24 protein-coding genes and 1 tRNA gene are annotated in these 22,731 nt (G+C 38.2%); 17 read left to right on the forward strand and 8 right to left on the reverse strand.

All coding sequences use genetic code 11. The features are described 5' to 3' along the window. Nucleotides 1–3 precede the first annotated feature (3 nt). A complete protein-coding gene (locus tag FOC45_RS05300) occupies nt 4–1,218 on the reverse strand; it encodes an MFS transporter (protein ID WP_009392907.1) in 1,215 nt (404 codons plus the stop codon). Between the two features lie 116 nt (nt 1,219–1,334). Between FOC45_RS05300 and speB the strand changes: the two genes are divergently transcribed. Continuing rightward, a complete protein-coding gene (gene speB, locus FOC45_RS05305; protein ID WP_009392906.1) occupies nt 1,335–2,198 on the forward strand; it encodes an agmatinase in 864 nt (287 codons plus the stop codon). Nucleotides 2,199–2,262: 64 nt separating this feature from the next. Here the strand turns inward: speB and idi are convergent, their stop codons facing one another. The 5 genes from idi to lgt are packed head-to-tail and all read right to left on the reverse strand — an operon-like array spanning nt 2,263 to nt 5,948. Then, the gene (gene idi / locus FOC45_RS05310; RefSeq protein WP_009392903.1) at nt 2,263–2,778 is read right to left on the reverse strand and encodes an isopentenyl-diphosphate Delta-isomerase; all 516 of its coding nucleotides are present in this window, start codon (nt 2,776–2,778) and stop codon (nt 2,263–2,265) included. A gap of 16 nt (nt 2,779–2,794) precedes the next feature. After that, entirely contained in the window at nt 2,795–3,325 is a 531-nt protein-coding gene (locus FOC45_RS05315; protein WP_009392902.1) for a DUF192 domain-containing protein, read from the reverse strand. A 58-nt stretch (nt 3,326–3,383) separates the two neighbouring features. Next, nucleotides 3,384–4,097 (reverse strand): GNAT family N-acetyltransferase, encoded by a 714-nt coding sequence (locus FOC45_RS05320; protein ID WP_009392901.1) that lies wholly within the window; start codon nt 4,095–4,097, stop codon nt 3,384–3,386. 38 nt (nt 4,098–4,135) lie between these two features. Beyond that, nucleotides 4,136–4,957: a DNA alkylation repair protein gene (locus tag FOC45_RS05325; protein ID WP_009392900.1), complete on the reverse strand. Its 822-nt coding sequence runs from the start codon at nt 4,955–4,957 to the stop codon at nt 4,136–4,138. Between the two features lie 37 nt (nt 4,958–4,994). Next, nucleotides 4,995–5,948, reverse strand: coding sequence for a prolipoprotein diacylglyceryl transferase (gene lgt, locus FOC45_RS05330; RefSeq protein WP_009392899.1), 954 nt, complete (start codon nt 5,946–5,948; stop codon nt 4,995–4,997). 99 nt (nt 5,949–6,047) lie between these two features. On the opposite strand from lgt, the gene FOC45_RS05335 reads away from it, so the two are divergent. After that, the gene (locus tag FOC45_RS05335) at nt 6,048–6,584 is read left to right on the forward strand and encodes an RsmD family RNA methyltransferase (RefSeq protein WP_009392898.1); all 537 of its coding nucleotides are present in this window, start codon (nt 6,048–6,050) and stop codon (nt 6,582–6,584) included. On the opposite strand, the gene FOC45_RS05340 is transcribed toward FOC45_RS05335, so the two are convergent. Together FOC45_RS05340 and FOC45_RS05345 are read right to left on the reverse strand one after the other, a co-directional pair. Then, nucleotides 6,565–7,251, reverse strand: coding sequence for a DNA alkylation repair protein (locus FOC45_RS05340; protein ID WP_009392897.1), 687 nt, complete (start codon nt 7,249–7,251; stop codon nt 6,565–6,567). The genes FOC45_RS05335 and FOC45_RS05340 overlap by 20 nt on opposite strands. Nucleotides 7,252–7,307: 56 nt before the next feature. Beyond that, nucleotides 7,308–8,048 carry a class I SAM-dependent methyltransferase gene (locus tag FOC45_RS05345; protein WP_009392896.1) on the reverse strand — a complete coding sequence of 247 codons (741 nt, stop codon included), beginning with the start codon at nt 8,046–8,048 and terminating at the stop codon, nt 7,308–7,310. A 236-nt stretch (nt 8,049–8,284) separates the two neighbouring features. On the opposite strand from FOC45_RS05345, the gene FOC45_RS11955 reads away from it, so the two are divergent. The 15 genes from FOC45_RS11955 (at nt 8,285) to FOC45_RS05420 (ending at nt 22,718) form a co-directional block, all read left to right on the forward strand. Beyond that, nucleotides 8,285–8,458, forward strand: a complete 174-nt coding sequence (locus FOC45_RS11955; protein ID WP_196774069.1) for a hypothetical protein — start codon at nt 8,285–8,287, stop codon at nt 8,456–8,458. 465 nt (nt 8,459–8,923) lie between these two features. Next, nucleotides 8,924–9,352, forward strand: a complete 429-nt coding sequence (locus FOC45_RS05355; protein WP_009392894.1) for a hypothetical protein — start codon at nt 8,924–8,926, stop codon at nt 9,350–9,352. 3 nt (nt 9,353–9,355) lie between these two features. Further along, the gene (locus tag FOC45_RS12120; protein WP_009392893.1) at nt 9,356–10,525 is read left to right on the forward strand and encodes a hypothetical protein; all 1,170 of its coding nucleotides are present in this window, start codon (nt 9,356–9,358) and stop codon (nt 10,523–10,525) included. Between the two features lie 69 nt (nt 10,526–10,594). After that, nucleotides 10,595–10,825: a hypothetical protein gene (locus FOC45_RS05365; protein ID WP_008623432.1), complete on the forward strand. Its 231-nt coding sequence runs from the start codon at nt 10,595–10,597 to the stop codon at nt 10,823–10,825. A gap of 93 nt (nt 10,826–10,918) precedes the next feature. Further along, nucleotides 10,919–12,091: an AIR synthase related protein gene (locus FOC45_RS05370; RefSeq protein WP_009392892.1), complete on the forward strand. Its 1,173-nt coding sequence runs from the start codon at nt 10,919–10,921 to the stop codon at nt 12,089–12,091. 58 nt (nt 12,092–12,149) lie between these two features. After that, complete coding sequence (locus tag FOC45_RS05375; RefSeq protein ID WP_155846683.1) at nt 12,150–13,298, forward strand: hypothetical protein; 1,149 nt, start codon at nt 12,150–12,152, stop codon at nt 13,296–13,298. A gap of 121 nt (nt 13,299–13,419) precedes the next feature. Continuing rightward, nucleotides 13,420–14,772 carry a peptidylprolyl isomerase gene (locus FOC45_RS05380; RefSeq protein ID WP_034540320.1) on the forward strand — a complete coding sequence of 451 codons (1,353 nt, stop codon included), beginning with the start codon at nt 13,420–13,422 and terminating at the stop codon, nt 14,770–14,772. 119 nt (nt 14,773–14,891) lie between these two features. Then, nucleotides 14,892–14,964: transfer RNA gene (locus FOC45_RS05385), tRNA-Pro, on the forward strand. A 61-nt stretch (nt 14,965–15,025) separates the two neighbouring features. Next, nucleotides 15,026–16,075, forward strand: coding sequence for a tRNA preQ1(34) S-adenosylmethionine ribosyltransferase-isomerase QueA (queA, locus tag FOC45_RS05390; RefSeq protein WP_009392883.1), 1,050 nt, complete (start codon nt 15,026–15,028; stop codon nt 16,073–16,075). A 126-nt stretch (nt 16,076–16,201) separates the two neighbouring features. Then, nucleotides 16,202–16,702: a phosphoribosyltransferase family protein gene (locus FOC45_RS05395; RefSeq protein WP_009392882.1), complete on the forward strand. Its 501-nt coding sequence runs from the start codon at nt 16,202–16,204 to the stop codon at nt 16,700–16,702. 31 nt (nt 16,703–16,733) lie between these two features. Beyond that, nucleotides 16,734–18,596 (forward strand): SLC13 family permease, encoded by a 1,863-nt coding sequence (locus tag FOC45_RS05400; protein WP_009392880.1) that lies wholly within the window; start codon nt 16,734–16,736, stop codon nt 18,594–18,596. 56 nt (nt 18,597–18,652) lie between these two features. Next, nucleotides 18,653–18,928, forward strand: a complete 276-nt coding sequence (locus FOC45_RS05405; protein ID WP_009392879.1) for a DUF6722 family protein — start codon at nt 18,653–18,655, stop codon at nt 18,926–18,928. Nucleotides 18,929–18,943: 15 nt separating this feature from the next. Further along, nucleotides 18,944–20,095, forward strand: a complete 1,152-nt coding sequence (locus FOC45_RS05410; RefSeq protein WP_009392877.1) for a cysteine desulfurase family protein — start codon at nt 18,944–18,946, stop codon at nt 20,093–20,095. A gap of 153 nt (nt 20,096–20,248) precedes the next feature. Continuing rightward, nucleotides 20,249–22,066 carry a DUF349 domain-containing protein gene (locus FOC45_RS05415; RefSeq protein ID WP_009392874.1) on the forward strand — a complete coding sequence of 606 codons (1,818 nt, stop codon included), beginning with the start codon at nt 20,249–20,251 and terminating at the stop codon, nt 22,064–22,066. A gap of 67 nt (nt 22,067–22,133) precedes the next feature. Then, nucleotides 22,134–22,718 (forward strand): non-canonical purine NTP diphosphatase, encoded by a 585-nt coding sequence (locus FOC45_RS05420; protein WP_009392872.1) that lies wholly within the window; start codon nt 22,134–22,136, stop codon nt 22,716–22,718. The last annotated feature ends 13 nt before the right edge of the window (nt 22,719–22,731 follow it).

A 22,731-nucleotide genomic window follows, 5' to 3' on the forward strand; every position in this document is an offset into this window, starting at 1 on the left:
ATACTAATTTTTTAATTTTTTAAGGTTCGGTAAAAAATACGCTATAAGTCCCATAAGGGGCAAAAACGAACATACTTTATACACAAAATAAATATCTGTTAAGTCTATTAGTTTGCCCAGAAGTGCGGATGCTAAACCGCCCATACCAAAGGCAAAACCGTAGAAAAAGCCCGAAATCATTCCTATTTTATGAGGTAATAACTCCTGCGAATACACTAATATAGAGGCAAAAGCTGAAGCAATGATAAAGCCTATCAACACTATAAGCACTCCGGTAGTAGTAGCATCAGCGTAAGGTAGCCAGAGTGCAAACGGAGCGGTACCCAATATTGAAAACCAAATGATGAACTTGCGCCCTACTTTGTCGCCAAAGAAGCCACCAATAAGGGTGCCCGCCGCTACTGCTCCCAAGAAATAAAATAGGTAAAGTTGTGCTTGCTCATTGCTAAAACCAAACTTCTGTATGGTATAAAACTGAAAATAATTATTGATAGCAGCAGTGTAGAAGTTTTTAGAAAATACCAAAAGCATCAGTATAATCATCGAATTGCGTACCTGAGCCCTTGTTAGATTAGGCATTACTATAGGTTTTTTAGCCTTTTTCTTCAGCAGTTTTAGCAATATACTGCGCCATTTACCTATCAATATAAGGATAAGCATTGCAAAAATAGAAAATGAGCAAAACCATATTAATCGCTCTTGGTGAGCTTCTTCTATTAGCTGTCCATCTATTACTTTCTTGCTGAAAACTAATAAGATAACCAATAGGGGGGCGAAAGCTGTACCTAAATTGCCTCCTAATTGAAAAATAGCTTGGGCAAAAGAGCGTTTCCCGCCTGAAGCTAAAAAGGCTACCCGCGACGATTCGGGGTGAAATACCGAAGAGCCTACCCCTATCAGCACTACTGAAAGCAAGATAGTTGTATAGCTACTTGCCATTGATAAAAAAATAGCTCCTAAGGTAGTGAATGCCATTCCTAATACTTGCGAGTAAGGTTTGGGGTGTTTGTCGGTATAATTGCCTACTAAAGGCTGCAAAATAGAAGCTGATAGCTGGTAACAAAGCGTGATGACCCCTATTTGCGTCATTGTAAGGGCATATTTGGCTTGTAGAGTAGGGTAGATAGAAGGTATCATTCCCTGAATAAGGTCGTTTAGTCCGTGAGCTAAAGCTATAAGTAGTAAGATACGGTATTGAGGTTTGTTTTCTTCGTACATAACTTTTTTCAAATTTGTGGGGCAAAAGTACAAAATAATAGACAAATAGCAATTGATAATTGACAATTGAGGAATTTGATGTATATTTGCAGCAAAATTATTAAAAATCAATTACGATGGAAAGAACGTATGCTGGTATTCCAGAAGAAAATGCTACACTTGAGAATGCTAAAGTAATGCTCGTAACCGTACCTTATGACGGTACTTCTACGTGGGGTAAAGGGGCTGATAAAGGACCTGAATTGTTCTTAGATGCTTCTGAAAATATGGAACTTTACGATATTGAAACTGATACTGAACCTTATTTGAATGGGGTGTATTTGGCAGGTGAAGTAAGCGAGAATAGCTCGCCAGAGGCAATGACCGAAGCGGTATATCAAAAGACGAAAGAACTCCTCAAAAACGAAGACAAGCTCTTTACTCTTTTTGGGGGAGAACATTCAGTTTCTATAGGGTCTATCCGTGCGGTAGGCGAGAAGTATGAAAAGCTAACAGTGCTACAGCTCGATGCCCATACTGATTTGCGTCCTGAGTACCACGGTTCTACCTCTAATCACGCTTGTGCGGTGTTTGAAGCGAACCAAAAACATAAGTTGGTGCAAGTAGGTATCCGCTCAATGGATGCTGAAGAAAAGCAATACTTACCTAAAGGACGTGTGTTTTTCGCTCACGAGATTGCTAAAAATCCTAATTGGATAAAAGATGTACTCGACAAAGTTTCGGGCAATGTATACATCACCATTGATTTAGATGCCTTCGACCCTGCTATTGCACCTTCTACTGGTACACCTGAACCAGGAGGCTTGCAGTGGTATCCTACTCTTAAACTATTGCGCAAAGTCTTCAAAAAGTGCAATGTAGTAGCTTTTGATATAGTAGAGCTGATGGATAGTCAGCAGGCTAAGCCTACAGCTTTCTTAGCAGCTAAACTTTATTACAAAATGTTAGCTTATTATTTTAAATATCAGAATAAGAAGTAATAAAAAATGCTGGTTGATACTTACATCAACCAGCATTTTTCATTTATAAAATTGGCAAAATTGGTTAATTGCCTAATTTTTCTTCGTATTTTTCAAAGATAATCTTAAACCATTCGGTATACTTTTCAGGGTGAGTTGCTATATCTTTTCTGATGTCTTCAGGCAGTGCCCATCGCCAAGCCGCTACTTCCTCAGGATTGATAATAGGGGACTCTTCGTAATACCCTATTAAGATATGGTCGAGTTCGTGTTCAGTTAGTCCGTTATCAAATGGGGCTTTATAGATGAAGCTCATTACATCGGTAAGCTCAGTGCTAAAACCCATTTCTTCTTGTAGTCGGCGTTTGCCTGCCTCAACAGTGGTTTCACCCTCGCGTGGGTGACTGCAACAAGTATTTGTCCATAGCATAGGCGAATGGTATTTGTCAGCAGCCCGCTGTTGCAGCATAATCTCTCCTTTTTGGTTGAGTACAAACACCGAGAAAGCCCTATGTAGCACAGCCTTTTCGTGTGCTTCCATCTTAGGCATTAGCCCTATAGCGTTGTCTTGCTCATCTACTAATATTACGCGCTCTTCCATTGTATTTCTTGATTTGCTAATTCTCTAATTTGCTAATTTCCACACGGTCTCCTTTCTCTATGCCCCATTTATCTGCTAGCCCCCCATTGATTTCTAATACATACATAGCAGGCGCTTCTGAAGGCAAAGAAGTTTCATCTTTAGGGCGTGCATTTTTAGCAATGCTTACTACCTTTTTATCTTTGTTTAAGTAGATAATATCCAAAGGGATTAGCGTGTTTTTCATATAAAAAGAACGAGGTGCTTCATTTTCGAATACAAACCACATACCTTGCTGCTCCTCCATAGAAGAGCGGTACATAAGTCCTACAGCGCGCTCATCTTCTGTTTGAGCTAACTGTACCTCTAAACGCTGCAATAGACTATCTTTCTTATAGATAGACAGTTCTGCATCTTTTCTGAATACCACATCATCAGGGGTAAGCTCAATAACGCGCTGTGTATTATTACTATTATCGCCTAAAAAATAAGGCAAAATAAAGGCAATAGCTGCTAAAGCTACCAAGCCTAAAGCTACTGCTACAAAGTGTTTTCTAAAAAAGTTCATTTTTACTAATTTTGAATTTTGAATTAATGTTATAAAACCTACAAATAATTAAATAGCGTTAATTTGCTAATTGCCTAATTGTTTGTAAGGATTGTTTCTGTTTGCCTTGAGAGTCAAAATTATCCTTAGAAAGCCATCGTTCAAAGGAGCGTTTGTTGTGAGCCCACTCTTTATCAATCATAGAAAACCAAGCTGTATCGCGTGAACGCCCTTTATAAACAACTGCTTGCCTAAATGTTCCTTCATATACGAACCCCAAGCGTTCAGCAGCACGGCGTGACGGCATATTAAGGCTATCGCATTTCCATTCGTAACGTCTATATTGCAGAGTTTCAAATACGTATTTAGCCAATAGATACTGCGCCTCAGTGGCTATTCGTGTATGTTTTAAGGTATCGGAATAGGTAACAGCACCTACTTCTATCACTCTGTATTTGGGTTCTATACGCATTAGCGAAAGCGTTCCAATAGCTTTTCCGGTTTCCTTGCTAACAATAGAAAAATAGTAAGGGTCGGCAGAGGCTTCTTGTTTAGTGAGTAAAGTGCGCAACTCCTCTTTATCTTTTAAAGGAGATAGAAATAGATACGTCCAATCTGCAGGATTTGTATTAGCTTCTAAATAGAACTCAGATAAGTTGTCTAAATGTTTTTCTGCAGAGAGGTGTTCCAATCGGCAATATACTCCTTCTAATACCTTTATAGTAGGCATCTCCCCTAATGAAAAATTAGGTAAAGCCTCCCCTATAGGTTGATTGTATTGGTTTGTGGTCATAATATCTATAGTACTATCGTAGGTAAAAAAGGTTTATACTATTTAGAGGTAAGGGTTCTCAGTGCCTTTTTTACAATATACTTGGTTTCTTTGGTAGGACTTTCGTTTTCCCAACGCTCACATAGTGCCGTTACAAAATCGGGGCGGGTTTTGCTGGCATCGTTTAGCCAGTTTCCTACACTATCTTGCACATACTTTGCTTTATCAGATTTTAATTTATCTAATATGGGCAAATAGAGTTCTGGTTTTTCTTTCAAGGCTTCTATATGAGCACACCAAACACCCCGCGGACGTAAGGCTTCTGTACTGAACCTACGTATATTTTCATCTTCGCTTTCTACCCAATGAGAAAGAAAAGCAATTGAAAAGTCTAAGTACTCACTCATTTCGGGGCGTAATGCCATCCAGATTATCTCACGAACACCAAAATGACTATCAGCTACTAAGGGCTTTAATTTGTGTAACTTGTCTTCCAGAGGGATATTGGTATGCAAAGCTACCAAATAACAAGCATAACAGCGCACAGAATCGGATAAGTGATTGCTGAGTTGCTCAAATAAAGGCTCATATAGGTTAGTATTTGCATATTTTTCGTATAACAAAACTCCTATGAGCCTAATAGTATTCATTGTAGAAGGTTTCTTTTGCTGATTGATTTGGCAAACAAACTCTTCAATGATATTTTTATCAATTCCTAAAGTAGGGAAAACAGATTTTACCAGCTGTGAATGGTCTATAGCCAACCATTCGGTGAGGTTTACCGTTTCTATAGTTCCCTTATTTAATAGCAAAAGTACTTCGGAAGGAATATCTGCAGCCTTTTGAGCTCCTTTTCTGTTTTTGATAGCTTCTATATTCATTATTTGTTATTAGACACAAATTACAAAAAGCAATAGATTAAAGTTTTGAGACTTTTTTTCTAAATAATAAATAAAAACCTACTATGATAAATGGTATACTGAGCCATTGTCCGGTAGAGAGTAGCCCCAAAGTGCTTTCAAAACCTCCTTGACTCTCCTTTACGAACTCTACTGCAAAACGTATACTCCACAGCAATACTAAGAAAAGTCCGAAGATGAAATAAGGTTGCTCTTTCTTATCCGTTTTCCAATAGACATACCACAGTACCCAAAATAGACAGAAGTAGCCAAATGCCTCGTATAGTTGGGCTGGGTGTTGGTAGGGGATAGAGGCTAACACTTCAGCAAAACGCGGGTCGTGGGTGATGAGCTTGTACGCCTCTTGTGCATCTGTTTGCTCGGTGAGTGCCATTGCTCTCTGAGGTGAGAGCATACCGTTTTGCACGAATTTAACCCCCAGCGGATACTGGTCGCTTACTATCTTGCCGTTGATTTCAGAGTTAAAAAAGTTGCCAAAGCGCACGAACATTCCACCTATAGTGATAGGAATTACTACGCGATCTAATATCCACGAGAGCTTAATGTCTTTGTACTTGCGTACGTATAGCAGCATTGCTATGATAATACCTACTGCTGCCCCGTGACTTGCTAAGCCTGAAAAGCCCGTTAGCTGCCAACCTCCGCCTGCTTTCTCTTTAATAGGCAAGAAGATTTCTAATAAATGGTCTTTGAAATAATCCCAATTGTAGAAAAAGCAATCGCCTAAACGCGCGCCTACTAAAGTAGCTACAGCGGTATAAACAAACAAAGTATCGAGTTGTTGTACGGTCTTGCCCTCGTTTAGGTATATTTTTTTGGTGAGATACCAACCCAAGCTAAACGCTACAATAAACATCAAGCTGTAATAACGAAGTTGGAAAGTACCTACAATAGGTAAATCAAAAGAAGCAAGAACCTCATTAGAGTTCCATATAAAATTTAAAGCAACCATCAGTGTTTAATTTTTTTGATTGGCAAAAGTACAATTATTTATTGTAATGTGCAAACATTCGTGTTTTTTTACTATTTTTGTCGCCTATATATTATACCTATGCGAATTATATCAGGAAAGAACAAAGGAAAACAACTTATTGCCCCAGCTAAATTGCCGGTACGCCCTACTACCGACTTTGCTAAGGAGGCTCTGTTTAATATCCTCAATAACGATTATTATTTTGACGAGCTTTCGGTGCTTGACCTCTTTGCCGGTACGGGTAATATAAGTTATGAGTTTGCTAGTAGGGGTTGCCCTGCGGTGATAGCGATTGATAGCCATAGTGGCTGTGTGCAGTTTATCAGCAAGACGGCACGCGAACTTGACTACCCTATCACGGCACTTAAAGCCGATGTATATGAATACCTAAAGCGTACCTCGCAGCAGTTTGATGTGGTTTTTGCTGACCCACCATACGAGTTCCCCGCAGAAAAGTTTGCTGCCATAGTAGAACTTGTATTTGCCAATACCCTTCTTAGACCTAATGGTACCCTTATTATTGAGCACTCTAGCCATACTGACCTTTCGGAGTTACCTCATTTTGTAGCTAGTAAGCGATATGGTGGCTGTGTGTTTAGCTTTTTTGAACCTTAAGCGTTAGCAAATACTCCTTTATTTCAAGGGTGATACGTTTACTCTCTCGCGCCTTTTGTATACTCTTGTTTTGTACAAAAGGCGCGAGTGTTTTTGCTTCTAAATAAGGTAAAGTTACCTCGTATTGCTTTGCCAGAGCGGTTGCTAAGTACCACGCTATCATCATATTTATATAATATTCGCTTGACTTAATAGCTGTAACCCATTGCAGGTGTACAGGACTAAAGTGCGCGTCTAAATAGTTAGATAGCAATATCCCTATACCATAGCGTATTGTGTAAGTGTCGGTGCTTGCTAACCATTTTTGTACATAGACGAGTGTTTCTTCGGGGTATTTGAGAAAGATTTTAGGCGCAAATGTATCGCAAGTAGCCCAATTGTCGATGTAAGGCAAAAAGCGTTCGGTATACTTCATTACCTGCTCAAAATCTTTTAGTTCTGCTATTATAAAAGCGTGCAAATTGTTTTCTTCGTAGTAATAATGCGGCAGCTCTTCTAAGAAAGCCATTGCTTTTTCAGATTCGTTTTTTAGCAATTCTTTAGCCAACGAGCGCATAGCAGGGGTGCGTACCCCTATAATACGAGCCTTATCGACCGTAGGGATAAGACCAGCGGTAAAATCGCGGTAAGGAGCATCGGCTAAGGCTATTAGTTTTTGTGTTATCATAAATCTTACTTAGTTTTTATACTCTGAAAGGGGAGAATACTCCTTTACATTGACGCTCAAATAGGTTTTCTAAAAGTAATACTATAAAATTTATTATCCCAGAACAATTCTGTTTTCTTTTCAGTTACTGAAGCAGGGATACATTTTTCTATAACATTCAAGTCGACTGTTTTGTCTTTAAAATAGGATTTGGAGAAGAGACTTTTTTTGTATTGGCTTTCGACAAAGTCAGCGGTTTCATCAGCGATAAGGAGTTTGCTTCCTGTTTTGGCAACTCTGAGCATTTCGCTTATGGCAAGTGCTTTATCGTTGAAAAAATTGATGCCTCCGTTGTGAAAAACAATATCAAAAGTATTATCGGCAAAAGGTAATTCTTCGGCAGGACACTGTACAAGCGTAAGATTTGTTTGCTTTTGCCACTCTTTTTTACATTTTTTGAGCATTCCCATTGAGATGTCAGCCCCTATAAGCTCTATCGTTTTCAGGTCTATCTCTTGTGGTATATAACGTAAGTCAGCCCCTGTGCCTATGGAAACATAAAGTACTGAAATATTATTCTTCCATTCTAAACGACTCATTAATTCAGTACGCAAATGGTCAATAGCGTTGCCATATTTGAGTTTTCCTATCCATTTTTCTCCAAAATCATAGAAAAAAGACATCCAATCATACATTTTCATATACTTTTGGTTATCTCCACTGATGAAAAGGTCGTTCATACAGCATAAAATGCCATTTTCCTGTTTTAAATCTTCTGCTTTTATATCAGATTTTAATATTTTTGATATATCTTTCATTAAAAGTAATATGTGTATATTTTGTTTTTCGGTGCAAAAGTAGTAATAATTTGTCAATTAACCTATATATTAATGCAAATAACCCATTAGTGGGGGAGAATTGCATTATTCGCAATGTTTTACTCGTTTTGTTATCGATTTGATAACGATGATTCTTCGCTCTTCCTATACTCAATCTGTACTCAGTGTATATCCAATCTATACTGAAGATATTATTGAAAGATATTTAATAAAAAGTGTTAATATTGGTGATGGGAGGATTGGGAAGACTGGGAGGATTGGGAAGACTGGGACGGGTGGGACAGGTGGGACGAGTGGGACAAGTGGGAGTGCGAGCCGCACCGGCGATTATGGGACAAGTGAGACGAGTGGAACAAGTGGGACAGATGGGACGGGTGGGACAGGCGTAATGGGCGTGTCTTAATTAAAATTTTGTCGATTGAGAAAAAATTACTACCTTTGCTGAGAGTGGAAAATATATTGTACAGAGAAAACAAATACAGGGCAACAACTTCTATAAAATAAAATATAAAACAACTATATTTATTCTTTTAAGTATTATACTAGTAGGAGTTTTTATACTTGTGAGATATGGTCTATTCATTGTGTATTGGTTAACAACTCCTAATGCTTTAGAACGAACAGATGTAGAGAAACAACTTATAGAGCATTTTGAAACAAGGAGCAAATTAGATGCTATTGAGTTGAAAACAAGATTTAAATATTACATAATTTACTTGCAATATAAGTGTTCCAATTATGTAAATTATAAGTATGAGTACAAAAGAAATTACAGGAAATAAGAGGAAGGATATTTCAACTAAAAATTTAAAAGGGGAAAAAGTTACCTTAGCGACTTGAATTTAGATTTAGATATGAAGTTTGAAAAAGGTTTAGATGATATCTGTGCCAACTGCCGTTATGACGTGAAGTTCAATAGAGAAAACAATAGAAGTTTACCATTATTTGAAGAATTCAAGAGTTATAATAGTGAAACTTGGAGTAAAATAGCTAATGATAAAGATTTTATCCAACAATTTGAAAGTTATTTACAAGAAGTTGATGAAATAAAAGATTTAGCTTATATGATTAATAGTAATAAAGCTAATATAAATGAGGTAAAACAAGCTTTTAAAGAATTGTTTAAAAACAAAAAAGATGAGCTCTTTGAGATTATTTTGAAAAACAATACTTTGAAAAATAACTTATTAGGTGAAGGTTTAACTAAAAGTGAAGCTAAAAATGTTTTTAGAGACCTAATAAATTCAACAGATTCTGTTTTGTACAATTTTATAAAATTCTAATTTATGTATTCTCTAATTGAAATAAAAGAAAATATAAATAAAGTAATTCCTTTTAAAGAAGGAATAATTTATAGTTTGTTAAACGACAATTTGTTATATGACAATACACTCTTAATGGAAGGAATAGATGGTACTAGCATTTATAAGATTTCAGATTCTCTAATTCAAGTTTTTGATGAAGAGAAGGGGTGCTATTATATTAATGAAAATTTTAATATTATTAAAAGTAACTATTTTCTTATAGCAAATGAGAATTCCAAATATTTAATAGCTTGGGCTAATGCTGTAAAAATATCAAGAGGAGTATATAACAGAAGTATTTGTCTTTTAGAAAATGATTTAGTCAATGTAAAGGAGATAATTCTTGAAGAAAACTATCAGTATTTAAAAACTTATACAAATGATGTACTCATTACATCAAGTAAAGATGTAATATTAGGCTATCATATTTTTCCTACCAACTTCCTTTGGGAATTTCCTCTTTCAATATTTGGTGAATTCAAATATAAATATTCAGAAGAAGAGAAAGATTATGAAGTAGAACAATTCATAGGAATATATAACAATATTCTTTGGGTATACTTAAATGCAAGGGAACTTATAGGAATAGATGTTGAAACGGGAAAACTAAAATATCGTTTTTTAGGAATAGAAAAGAAAAATGCTGTTGGGATAGTAGAAAATTATTTAGACAATGAAGACTATTACATTTTCTATGGTGCAGATTTTAAATTAGATACTAAAAAAGGTGTGATTTTTGGGTTAAAAGCTGATAGATTTTTTGAGATAGACTTAAATAAAGAATCTATAATACCTTATCTTTTTGGGCTGCAAAATAAGATAGAAAAAGCAGGACTTAATAAGAATGATATTAGTGGTGATACTTTTTTGCAAGATAACTTACTATACTTTTGCTCTATTAATGACTTAAGATTCGGTGTTTTAGACATCAATACCAAGGAAATTATCTATGTTTCAGAACCTATTGCAGTAGTGGAAAGAGATGATAGTTTTACTCGCCTTAGAGATTTAAAAGTCTCAGAAAATAAGGTGTATATCTTAGATAATAATCACACGTTGCATATTTTTGAAAAAGAGAAATTGAATTTTGAATTGGGCACAAGCTGCAAGCTTGCGCCAGCGGGGGAAGCAAAATCCTATTATAGAAATTAATAGACAACAAATTCCTTTTTTATATTTGAAAACGATTGCACTTTTCCTCTTTTTTCAATAAGAGATGGAGTGCCAGGTCTTTTTAAAAATGCCGAAGAAGGTGAAGCTAAAGGTATCCCTACTCACTTAGATGTTTCTTGGCTTTCGTATGTAGAAGAATGTGAGTATCTCTTAGAAGATAAGCCTTTAGATTCTCTGAAGATAGCACAATTCTTAGAGGAGAAGGTCTACAAATCAGATGTCAATGTTCGTCTAAAAGTAGGGGAACGTGAGGAATGGGCGAATTGTTTTAGTATATAGGAGTTAGGTATTAAAACCTAATTCAGAATTCGCAATTCAAAATTATTTAGTATCTTTGCGCTCTGAAAAAAACAATATCTAAATTTTCTTATAATGGAAGTAAGTAAACGCTATGCACAGCGCGGGGTTTCTGCCGCTAAAGATGAAGTGCATAAAGCTATCAAAAATATAGATAAAGGGCTGTTCCCTAAGGCCTTTTGTAAGATTGTGCCTGACTATCTGACAGGCGATGACCAGTATTGCCTTGTGATGCACGCTGATGGAGCAGGGACTAAATCGTCGTTGGCATATATGTACTGGAAAACTACTGGAGACCTAAGCGTATGGAAGGGTATCGCCCAAGATGCGCTTATTATGAATATTGACGACCTATTATGTGTAGGGGCTGTTGATAATATTATGCTTTCATCCACCATAGGGCGCAATAAAAATCTAATTCCAGCAGAAGTGATTTCGGCTATTATCAATGGCACGGAAGAGCTTATAACTGAATTGGCTGCCCACGGGGTGCATATTCACTCAACAGGAGGCGAAACGGCTGATGTGGGTGACTTGGTGCGCACTATTATTGTAGACTCTACTGTTACAGCACGTGTGAAACGCAGCAAAGTGATAGATAATGCTAATATAAAAGCGGGTAATGTGATTGTTGGTTTGGCCTCATACGGTCAGGCTACTTACGAGACAGCTTATAACGGTGGTATGGGTAGCAACGGACTTACTTCGGCACGCCACGATGTATTTGCCAAAGCGTTAGCCCTTAGTTTTCCTGAAAGTTTTGACCCTTCAGTGCCTGAAGAATTGGTATATGCAGGTACTAAGCAGCTGACCGATAGGGTAGAGGGCAGTCCGTTAGACGCTGGTAAGTTAGTGCTTTCGCCTACACGTACTTATGCACCTATCATCAAGAAGATTTTAGAAAAATACGACAATACGCAAATAAACGGTATGGTACACTGCAGCGGCGGTGCTCAGACTAAAATACTGCATTTTGTTGATAATCTTCATATTATAAAAGATAACCTTTTTGAGGTACCGCCCCTTTTCAAACTGATACAAGAGGAATCAAAAACTGATTGGAAAGAGATGTACCAAGTGTTTAACTGCGGTCATCGTATGGAGTTGTACGTACCTGAGGCTATAGCGGCTGATTTGATAGCTATCTCGGAGTCGTTTGGCGTACCTGCTAAGGTAATCGGTAGGGTAGAGGCTTCTGATAATAAACGTTTAACTATTAAGAGTGAATACGGTACTTTTGAATATTAAACCAGACATATCAAAGGACATACGTTGGGCTTTTGCTTACTTCTTCATTGCGGTACTCTTGGGCATTTTTATGCGGTCGGTAGGCGTAGTTACTTACCCTTTTGAGTTCAATTACCGCTATATAGTGCATACCCATTCGCATTTAGCTCTGTTGGGTTTTGTATACGGATTGTTATCGAGCCTTTTGCTACACTATTTTGTCAGGTTTAAAGAGGAAAAGCCCCATACGGTGATTGATAGTGCGTATTTATCGGTAAAAATACGGCATAAACCTCTGTTTCGCTATCGTATTTTGTTTGCTGTAACCCAAATTTCGGTATTAGGAATGCTTTTTAGCTTTCCTTTTCAGGGATATGGGGCTGTGTCTATCGCTTTTTCGTCGGTTTTTGTTATCTGCACTTATTTCTATGCGCATTTCTTTTTGAAGAACAGTGTTAAGCCGTCACCTTTTGTGAAAATGGGGATTTTCTATCTTATACTCTCGAGCATAGGGATATGGATGATGCCTGTGACGATTGTGAAGTTTGGCAAGTTTTCGGGGATGTATATGTGTGCTATTGCTTTTTTCTTGCATTTTCAGTACAACGGCTGGATGCTTAGCAGTCTTATAGGGTTGTTAGTGCATAAAATGGGTTGGCAAGCGCAGTATCCGACCCTTATTAAGCGTGTGTTTATCGTTTTTCAGGCAGGTGTATTGGGTTCGCTGTTTATTTCGTGGGTGGGCTATTTTAGTTACCCTATTTACTATATATTAGGTGGACTTTCGGTATTATTATGGTTGGGAGCCGTAGCAACCTTAGCGTATCTGTACTTTAAGACGAAGCCTTTGCGCTTGTTGCCTACGGTATTTATGACTCTTTTTATACTAAAGCTGCTGATGATGTTTACAGGAGCTTTTCCGCAGCTTACTCCTTACCTTTTTCAAAACATTGATTTGCTAATAGCTTACTTGCATTTTAACTTTTTAGGAATCATCTTAATAGGGTTATTATTCTTTTTAGAAGAAGTGTATAAGGTAAATCGGTGGTTGGTATATTTGTTTTTGTTTGCCTTTGTAGTTACAGAACTTTTGATAGCCTATAAAGGTTTTGCGGTATGGTGGCAGTACTATATATTCACCTATTTCTATGAGATTTTGTGGGCAGCAACGGCTTTGTTTTACTTTCCTGCAGTGGGCTGGTTGATAGGAGGAAACAAAATAAAATAAGGCAGAAAGTTTCGTTTTTATGAAATAAATATTATTTTTGCCGGCTGTATAATGCAGTTAGGCATATATTTTGCGTAAGAAGATGAAGATTAAGTATAACACTAACGTTAATAACAAATGTATGAATAAAACAAAAATTTTATCAGTTCTGGCACTTCTGTTGCTTACTACCCCTCTTTGGGCACAGTCTGAGCGCAAGAAAGTAGACGGCGTGGCGGCTGTAGTAGGCGATTATTTGATTTTAGAATCGGATATAGACAAGGCGTACATAGACCTAAAACAGCAAGAAGTAGATACAAAAAATATCACTCGCTGCCAGATGCTTGGCAAGCTGATGGAGGACAAACTTTACGCTCACCAAGCTGTGCAAGACAGTGTGAAGCTAACCGATGCTGAAGTGCGCGAACAGGTAAACCAACGTATAGAGTACCTTACAGCACAATTGGGTGGTGATATAAAGAAACTATTAGAGTTTTATAAAAAAGACGACGAGCAATCAATGCGCGAGGAGCTTTTTACGCTCTTTAAAGTGAATACCTTAGCGCAACGTATGCGTCAGCAGATAGTGAAAGATGTAGAGGTAACCCCTGAAGAAGTGCGCAACTTTTTTAACGCTATACCTGCCGATGAGCGTCCGCACTTTGGTACAGAGCTTGAGATAGCTCAGATAGTGGTGAACCCAGTAGCCCCCCCAAGTGCTGTGCAAAAGGTAATAGACCTACTAAACGACATTAAGAAAGATGTAGAGGAAAACGGAATGAGCTTTGCTACCAAAGCGATACTTTACTCGCAAGACCGCGCTACAGGAGGTCAGCTACTGACTTTCAACCGTAATTCGGCTTTTGACAAGGCGTTTAAAGATGTGGCTTTCACCCTACGCGAGGGCGAAATATCTAAGCCTTTTGAATCGAGTTTTGGTTGGCACATCATACAAATGGACAAGATTAGAGGGAAAGAGGTTAGTGTGCGCCACATACTTATAATGCCTGATATCCCCCAAGAGGCACTTGATGAGGCTAAAGAGAAAATAGCTAAAATACGCGATAGAATAGTAAATAAAGAACTTACCTTTGACGAGGCTGCTCGTAATTTTTCTGATGAAAAAGAAACCCGCAATGACGGTGGACAGCTTATCAACCCTGAAGACCTATCATCTCGTTTTGAACTTACCCGTATAGAGCCGAGTCTTTACGCTCGTATATCGGACTTAAAAGACGATGAGGTGTCAGTGCCTTTCTTAGATGAAGACCGCACTGGTAAGAAAAGCTATCGCATCTATAAGATAACCAATCGTATAGAGGAGCACCAAGCTGATTTTACTAAAGACTATGTGAAAATACAAGATTTGGCACTGAAAGAAAAACAGCTAAAAGCTATTGCTAAATGGATGAAAGAGCACATAGAAAAGACCTATATAGCGATTAATGGCGAGTATAGGAATTGCAAATTTGAGAATAATTGGTTGAAGAAATAAGACGATTAGCTAATTTGGCGATTTGACAATTTGATGATTTGTCGATGAGTTAATTTTATAAATGAAAAATTTGGTGGTTTAGCAAAAAGGTTGTACTTTTGCCGCCGAAAAATAAAAATCGGGATGTGGCGCAGTTGGTAGCGTACACGTATGGGGTGCGTGTGGTCGCTGGTTCGAGTCCAGTCATCCCGACTTTTTTATTAGAGAAAATAACTACAAGGAAGGGGAGTACTTCGGATTTTAAAAAGATATTATGAAACTTTCAAACTTTAATTTTGATCTTCCAAAAGAGCTATTAGCTGAATACCCAAGCGAAAACCGCGATGAAGCAAGGCTAATGGTTATACACCGAAAAACAGGCAAAATAGAACACAAACTCTTTAAAGATGTCATCGACTATTTTGACGATGGCGACGTATTTGTGCTTAACAATACTAAAGTGTTCCCAGCACGCCTTTATGGGAATAAAGAGAAAACTAAGGCTAAAATAGAGGTCTTCTTACTACGCGAACTCAGCGCAGAACAGCGTCTTTGGGATGTGCTTGTAGATCCAGCTCGCAAAATACGTATAGGCAATAAGTTGTACTTTGGCGAAAATGGCGACTTAGTAGCCGAGGTGATTGACAACACTACCTCGCGTGGGCGCACGCTTCGTTTTCTGTATGACGGTACTTATGAGGAGTTTAGACAACGTTTGGTAGAGCTAGGACAGACACCGCTACCTAAATATATTTCGCGCCCTGTAGAGCCTGAAGACGAAGAGCGTTATCAGACTATCTACGCCAAACACGAGGGTGCCGTAGCAGCCCCTACAGCAGGTTTGCACTTCTCTAAACACTTGATGAAACGCCTTGAGATAAAGGGGATTAGCTTTGCTGAAGTAACCCTACACGTGGGCTTAGGTACTTTTAACCCTGTGGAGGTAGAAGACCTATCGAAGCACAAAATGGATAGCGAGGAGATACATATACCTGTAGACCAAGCTAATATTATAAACGCTGCTAAAGAAAAGAAAAAAAGAGTATGTGCCGTAGGTACTACTGTAATGCGAGTACTTGAAAGTTCGGTATCGGCAGATGGGTTAGTAAATCCTTTTGATGGTTGGACGAATAAGTTTATCTTCCCGCCCTATGACTTTAGTGTAGCTAATGCGATGATAACCAATTTTCATACCCCTAAATCTACCCTATTGATGATGGTATCAGCTTTTGCGGGTCACGACCTAATAATGCGCGCTTATAAAGAGGCGGTAGAACAAAAATACAAATTCTACTCTTACGGAGATGCGATGCTGATACTGTAAATAAAGAAAAGAGACAAAATACGAAAGACGAACTTTGCTGAAGGTAAAACTTTGGCAAAGTTTTTTTGCTTTTTATAAATATAGTTTGTATCTTTGGCGCGTTGTTTTAACAAAATTATTTAGACGATGACTCAGATACTAAACCATCTTGATATTGAACGTAAAATAAAGCGTATCGCTTATCAGATATATGAAAACCACCTAAATGAAGAAGAGATTGTACTAGCAGGGATTAACGGCAATGGTTTTATCTTCGCTGAGAAACTCAACGAGGTATTGGCTACTATTGCCCCTCTGAAAGTAACCCTCTGCAAGGTGATGATGGATAAGAAAAATCCGTTGGCTGGTATTACTACTTCAGTACCTCCTGAAGCATATACCCATAAATCGGTGATAGTGGTAGACGATGTACTCAATTCTGGTCTTACCCTTATTTATGGGGTGAAACACTTCTTAGAAGTACCTCTTAAACAGCTTACTACGGCTGTTTTGGTGAATAGAAACCACAAGAAATATCCTATAAAAGCAGATTTTAAAGGTATTTCGCTTTCTACCTCGCTGCAAGAACATATATCAGTGGTTTTTGAGGAAGGGAACTACTCGGTAAATTTGTCAATGACAAATTAAGGAATTAGCAAATTAGCAAATCTGTAAAATTATGTACGCTACCCTTATTATATTACTCGTTTCATCGCTGTTCTTTATGAGCGGCAAAGTGCGCTCTGACTTAGTAGCGATGTGCTCTTTAGTGCTATTGGTGTTATTGGGTATTCTTTCGCCTGAAGAGGCTTTGTCGGGCTTTTCTGACAAGGTAGTAGTGATGATGATAGGGCTCTTTGTGGTAGGAGGGGCTATTTTTCAGACAGGGTTAGCTAAAATGATAAGTAGCAAAATACTCCGTTTGGCAGGCGATAGCGAAGTGAAACTACTGATATTAGTAATGCTCGTAACGGCTTTTATAGGGGCTTTCGTTAGCAATACAGGTACTGTTGCCCTTATGATGCCTATAGTAGTCAGTATGGCTATGAGCGGTAATATCAATAGTAGCCGGCTGTTGATGCCTATGGCTTTTGCCAGCAGTATGGGCGGAATGATGACTCTTATCGGTACACCTCCTAACTTGGTAATAGAGGGGGAACTGGTGAAAAACGGTTATGAAAAACTTACTTTCTTTTCGTTTACCCCTGTGGGCATCATCTGCCTTATAGTAGGTTTGTTGGTACTTATACCCGCCAGCAAATTTTTCCTCTCAAAGAAAGGAACTTCGAAATCAGATACTAAAAAAGGAGGTAAATCGCTTCATGATTTGGTGGGTGAATACCAGCTTTCTAAAAACTTATATAGAGTATTAGTGCCTGAAAACTCGCTTTTTAGAGGGAAAACCCTCAAAGAGATAAAACTATCGCAGCGATACCACATTTCGGTATTAGAAATTAGGCGAAAATCGACTACTAACAATCCGTTTTTTAAGACGGGCACGCAAGAGGTGGTAAATGCTGATACGGTAATAAATGAAGGTGATATACTGTATTTGCGCGGTGAATTTGACGCAATAGAACAGATGAATGCTGAAAATCATTTGAGTTTTTTGGATGCTCACCACCCTGAACAGCGTTTGCCTAACGAACTTCATTTTCACGATATAGGCATAGCAGAACTGCTAATTATGCCCGCTTCAAAACTTGTAAATTCGCCTATAAAAGACAGTAAGCTACGTGAGCACTTTGGGCTGAATATATTGGGTATTCAGCGTAAAGATAGCTATATACTTCAGAATTTGAAAGATGAGAAGATGCACGCAGGCGATATTTTATTAGTACAAGGTACTTGGGAACACATTGCTAAGCTCGATGCCGAGCGGAGTCAGCTAGTAGTATTAGGGCAACCATTAGCAGAAGCCTCTAAGGTAACCTTGACGCACAAAGCCCCTATAGCTGCCCTTATAATGGTAGCAATGGTGGTAGCGATGATGTTTGACTTTATACCGATAGCCCCTGTAACGGCAGTGCTTATCGCCTCGTTACTAATGGTTATCTCTGGAGCCCTGCGCAATATAGAAGCCGCTTATAAAACTATTAACTGGGAGAGTATTGTATTGATTGCCGGTATGTTGCCTATGGCATTAGCTTTAGAAAAAACAGGTGTTTCGGCATTAGTATCTAATACTTTAGTGAGCAGTCTGGGCGATAAGAGTCCGTATGTACTCTTGGCAGGAGTGTATTTCACTACCTCGCTAATGACGATGTTTATCAGCAATACGGCTACGGCAGTACTTTTGGCTCCTATCGCTATGAAAACAGCTATATCATTAGGTTTACAGCCTCAGCCTTTTCTGTTTGCGGTGGCTGTGGGGGCGAGTATGTGTTTTGCTTCGCCTTTTTCAACTCCGCCTAATGCCTTAGTGATGTCGGCAGGGCGATATACTTTTATAGATTATGTGAAAGTGGGGCTTCCGCTGCAAATTATAATGGGAGTAGTAATGGTATTAGTATTGCCGCTGTTATTTCCGTTTCACCACTAAAATTTTTATATACCGATAAAAAGTTGTATCTTTGCGCCAAATTTTAAAAGTAAAGAATGAAAAAAAGAATTTCAGATTATTTATTTGACGTATCAAAATACGTATTGGCGGGGGTATTTATTGCACCTCTTTTTGATACTAATGTTTGTGATGGAGGAGCTTTTTGGTTAGCTGCTGTTTTTGCAGTGATAGCTCTGTTAGTATCGTTGTTTTTTTCTAAACAGAAAAAGGGAGGTATGAATAAGCATAACAACAACCGCCCTAACAACAAAAACAATCGTCCTAACAAAAATAACAACAATAAGAATAACGCACCTCAAGCCAAAGCGTAATAATTTCTTAGCCCGATGAACATTTATTTTGACAATGCTGCTACAACTCCTCTGTACCCAGAGGTACTCGCCCAGATGACAGAAGTATTGCAACATACTTATGGCAATCCGTCATCGACCCACGCTTTTGGGCGCAGTGCAAAGGTACTGATAGAGGGGGCGCGCAAACGTATAAGCAAATGGCTAAACGCACAACCTTCAGAGCTTATTTTTACCTCTGGAGGTACAGAGGCTAACAACCTGATATTGAGAGGTTGTATTCGCGATTTAGGTGTGCAAGTAGTTATTACTACCGCTATAGAACACCACGCGGTGCTGCATACGCTTGAAGCATTGGCAAAAGAATATTCTATAAAAATAGTCTATTTACCCCTTACTGATAAGGGAGAGATACAGTTGTCAGACTTAGAAGCCGCCTTAGCACAGCACGCTGCGCAGAAAGTATTGGTTAGCCTGATGCACCTCAATAATGAAATAGGTAATATATTGCCTATAGAGCGTGTAGCAATGCTTTGCAAGGCATATAAGGCTTATTTTCACTCAGATACTGTTCAGTCGGTAGGGCATTATCCTATAGATTTGCAGCAGATACCGGTGGATTTTATTACTGCTTCAGCCCATAAGTTTCACGGACCTAAAGGAGTGGGGTTTGCTTTTATACGCAAGGGCATCACTCTACACCCTCTGATATATGGAGGTGCACAAGAAAAAGGGCTAAGGGCAGGTACAGAGTCCTTGCACAATATAGTAGGAATGGCTGCAGCTCTCACTCAATCGTGTGAGAAGATGGAAGAGGCCACCCATAAGGTAAGGCAGTTGAAGCAGTACTTGATAGAAGAAATACAGCAACATTTTGCAGAGGCTGTTTTTAATGGATGTTCAGCAGAAGGGGAAGAAAAAGCGTCTTACCTTATTGTAAATGTAGGATTTCCGTCGCTGAAAGAGAAGAATGATACCTTGCTGTTTGAGTTAGACCTAAAAGGAGTGGCTTGTTCTAAAGGGAGTGCTTGCCAGAGTGGTAGCGTGCAAACCTCGCACGTGCTATCGGCTTTTCTTCCTAAAGAGCAATTACAATATCCCTCATTACGACTCTCGCTTTCGCACTTCAATACAAAGGAAGAAATAGATATTTTTATAAAAATATTAAGAGAAATAGGAGGACGCTAAAAAATATTTGTATTGCTTATGATTTGATTTTTAGAGAGTTATGTAATACTCACTGAAAAATAATAAAAATAAATACAAAAAATATTAGGAGTTTCAATATATTGTTGTAATTTAGTAGCGTTTTTTAATAATCGTTAGTATAAAATCTTAGCTATGTCAGAGGAAAAAAATACTTTGCCTGTAGAGGAAAATGGTTTAGAAGAAACTTCATTGGTGAACTATGAAGCTATGTCATTGAGTGAACTTACCAAAGAGTTGAAAAAGTTGCTCCATACCGATAAAATTCAGTCTATCAGACGCTCTGTGGAATCGATACGAGAAGAGTTTGATAGGAAATATGAGGCACTCGTAGAAGAAAAAAGAGATGAGTACCTTAGCGAAGGGGGAGAGCCCTACGAATTTGAGTATGAAAATCCTGTGTATAAAGAATTTTATACGGCTTTTAACGAATATCGAGAAAAGCGCAATCAGTATTATAAGGAATTAGAAAAGTCGTACAAAGAAAACCTCGAAAAACGTAAGGAGATTATAGAAGAACTTAAAAATCTTATTAATGTAGAGGAGCATATAGGTACTACCTTTAAGCAATTTCAGCAATTACAAGAACGTTGGCGCAAAGCGGGGGCTGTATCGAATGCTGAGTATGAAGATTTGTGGAATACCTATCACCACCACGTGGAGAACTTTTATGACTTTATCCACTTAAGTAAAGACCTACGCGATATAGATTTTAAGCGAAACTTAGAAGAGAAACAAAAGATTATTCAGCGCGCTGAAGAGTTAGTAAAAGATGATGTAGATGCGCTTCTGGCTTCGCGTGAGCTACAAGTACTGCACCGTGTGTGGAAAGAGGAAATAGGTCCTGTAGATAAAGAGCACCGCGAATCTATCTGGCAACGATTTAGTGAACTGACCAAACAAATACACGACAAACGTCAGTTCTACCTAAAGAATTTGGATAAGATATACGAGGAAAACGCGAAGAAGAAAAACGATATTATAGCTCGTATAAAGGCTATTAGCGAAAAAGAAGTTACCTCGCACAATACTTGGAAACAACTCACTAAACAGGTAGAAGAGTTACGCCAATCATTCCTCAATATTGGTAAAGTGCCTTTAGCCCAAGCCGATGAGGTGTGGAAAGCATTTAATGTAGCTCTACGCTCTTTCAATAAGAAGAAGAATTTGTTCTATAAGACTCTTAAGAAAGAACAACAAGATAACCTGACTAAAAAAATGGCTTTAGTGGAAATAGCTAAAGCTAACCAAGATAGTACTGATTGGGAAAACACTACCGATCTGATGAAAAATATTCAGAAGGAGTGGAAAGAAATAGGTAGTGTGCCGCTTAAGAACACTGAAAAAATATGGAAGGAGTTTAAAAAAGCGTGTGATACGTATTTCTCTCGTTATGCAGAGGCTGTACAAGCTACTAAGAATAAGGCAACAGATGCTTTGCAACGAAAGAAAGAGTTTTTAGACAAGCTAAAAGAGTATCAATTAGGTACTGATAGAGAAAAAGAAATAGAGACCCTACAACAATTTGTAAATCAGTGGAATGAGATAGGTAATAGCACCTATTCAAAGAAATCGATAGACCTTAAGTTCCACAAGATTATAGATGCGCTCTATAAAAAACTTAACTTTGATAAGCAAGAAATAGAGATTATTAAGTACAACAATAAGTTAGAACGACTTATTAATGACGATAATGAAAACTCGCTTAACAACGAAGTGCTCTTTGTGAAACGCCGCATAGATGAAATTAAATCGGAGGTGCTACAGTTAGAGAATAATCTGGCTTTCTTTGGAAAAATAGATGAGAAAAACCCATTGGTACGCGATGTGGTTAAGAACATTCACAACCAAAAAGAAAACCTCAAAACTTGGGAGAACAAGCTGCGTGAACTGAAGAACTTGCAGAAGACACAGCAAGCAGAAGACACAGCCTCGCAAGAAGAAAAAGAATAGTTAATTGTTTTCATAGATTGAAAAGAGGTTATAGTTTTTTGTAACCTCTTTTTAGCATTTTAGAAAGATGAAATTAGTATTTGCTACCCATAATATTCATAAGCTGAAAGAAATTCAAGCCTTATTACCTCAAACAATAGAGTTGCTAAGCCTAAGTGATATAGGTTGTAATGAGGAGATAGCAGAAACAGCAGCTACCATAGAAGGGAATGCCTTATTGAAAGCCCAATATGTGAAAAAACACTATCATTATGATGTGTTTGCTGATGATACAGGTTTGGAAGTGACAGCTTTAGGAGGTGCGCCAGGGGTATTTTCGGCACGCTATGCAGGTGTACAAAAAAGTGATATTGACAATATAGCACTACTGCTGAAAAATATGGAAGCCCAACAGGACAGAAGTGCCCATTTTAAGACAGTTATCGCTTTATGTATGGGTGATGAAGTACATACTTTTGAAGGGATAGCGCAAGGGTATATTACAAAAGAACCTGTAGGTACTAATGGATTTGGCTATGACCCTATCTTTGTGCCAGAAGGCTATTCGCAGACCTTTGCGGAGCTTTCGGCAGCCGAGAAAAACCGCATCAGTCATCGCGCTAAGGCTTTTGGAAAACTGATTGAGGCATTGGGAGAGTTGTCATCTAATTGATTATAACCAAAAA

The organism is Capnocytophaga sp. FDAARGOS_737 (assembly GCF_009730375.1).
Lineage (GTDB): Bacteria > Bacteroidota > Bacteroidia > Flavobacteriales > Flavobacteriaceae > Capnocytophaga > Capnocytophaga leadbetteri.

Coding starts and splice junctions, on each gene's coding strand:
- FOC45_RS05335 (WP_009392898.1), top strand. CDS start 6,048: ATGCGAATTATATCAGGAAAGAACAAAGGAAAACAACTTATTGCCCCA.
- FOC45_RS12120 (WP_009392893.1), top strand. CDS start 9,356: ATGTATTCTCTAATTGAAATAAAAGAAAATATAAATAAAGTAATTCCT.
- FOC45_RS05395 (WP_009392882.1), top strand. CDS start 16,202: ATGACTCAGATACTAAACCATCTTGATATTGAACGTAAAATAAAGCGT.
- speB (WP_009392906.1), top strand. CDS start 1,335: ATGGAAAGAACGTATGCTGGTATTCCAGAAGAAAATGCTACACTTGAG.
- queA (WP_009392883.1), top strand. CDS start 15,026: ATGAAACTTTCAAACTTTAATTTTGATCTTCCAAAAGAGCTATTAGCT.
- FOC45_RS05315 (WP_009392902.1), bottom strand. CDS start 3,325: ATGAACTTTTTTAGAAAACACTTTGTAGCAGTAGCTTTAGGCTTGGTA.
- FOC45_RS05380 (WP_034540320.1), top strand. CDS start 13,420: ATGAATAAAACAAAAATTTTATCAGTTCTGGCACTTCTGTTGCTTACT.
- FOC45_RS05325 (WP_009392900.1), bottom strand. CDS start 4,957: ATGAATATAGAAGCTATCAAAAACAGAAAAGGAGCTCAAAAGGCTGCA.
- FOC45_RS05320 (WP_009392901.1), bottom strand. CDS start 4,097: ATGACCACAAACCAATACAATCAACCTATAGGGGAGGCTTTACCTAAT.
- FOC45_RS05345 (WP_009392896.1), bottom strand. CDS start 8,048: ATGAAAGATATATCAAAAATATTAAAATCTGATATAAAAGCAGAAGAT.
- FOC45_RS05340 (WP_009392897.1), bottom strand. CDS start 7,251: ATGATAACACAAAAACTAATAGCCTTAGCCGATGCTCCTTACCGCGAT.
- FOC45_RS05415 (WP_009392874.1), top strand. CDS start 20,249: ATGTCAGAGGAAAAAAATACTTTGCCTGTAGAGGAAAATGGTTTAGAA.
- FOC45_RS05410 (WP_009392877.1), top strand. CDS start 18,944: ATGAACATTTATTTTGACAATGCTGCTACAACTCCTCTGTACCCAGAG.
- FOC45_RS05400 (WP_009392880.1), top strand. CDS start 16,734: ATGTACGCTACCCTTATTATATTACTCGTTTCATCGCTGTTCTTTATG.
- FOC45_RS05405 (WP_009392879.1), top strand. CDS start 18,653: ATGAAAAAAAGAATTTCAGATTATTTATTTGACGTATCAAAATACGTA.
- lgt (WP_009392899.1), bottom strand. CDS start 5,948: ATGGTTGCTTTAAATTTTATATGGAACTCTAATGAGGTTCTTGCTTCT.
- FOC45_RS05355 (WP_009392894.1), top strand. CDS start 8,924: ATGAAGTTTGAAAAAGGTTTAGATGATATCTGTGCCAACTGCCGTTAT.
- FOC45_RS05420 (WP_009392872.1), top strand. CDS start 22,134: ATGAAATTAGTATTTGCTACCCATAATATTCATAAGCTGAAAGAAATT.
- FOC45_RS05370 (WP_009392892.1), top strand. CDS start 10,919: ATGGAAGTAAGTAAACGCTATGCACAGCGCGGGGTTTCTGCCGCTAAA.
- FOC45_RS05300 (WP_009392907.1), bottom strand. CDS start 1,218: ATGTACGAAGAAAACAAACCTCAATACCGTATCTTACTACTTATAGCT.
- idi (WP_009392903.1), bottom strand. CDS start 2,778: ATGGAAGAGCGCGTAATATTAGTAGATGAGCAAGACAACGCTATAGGG.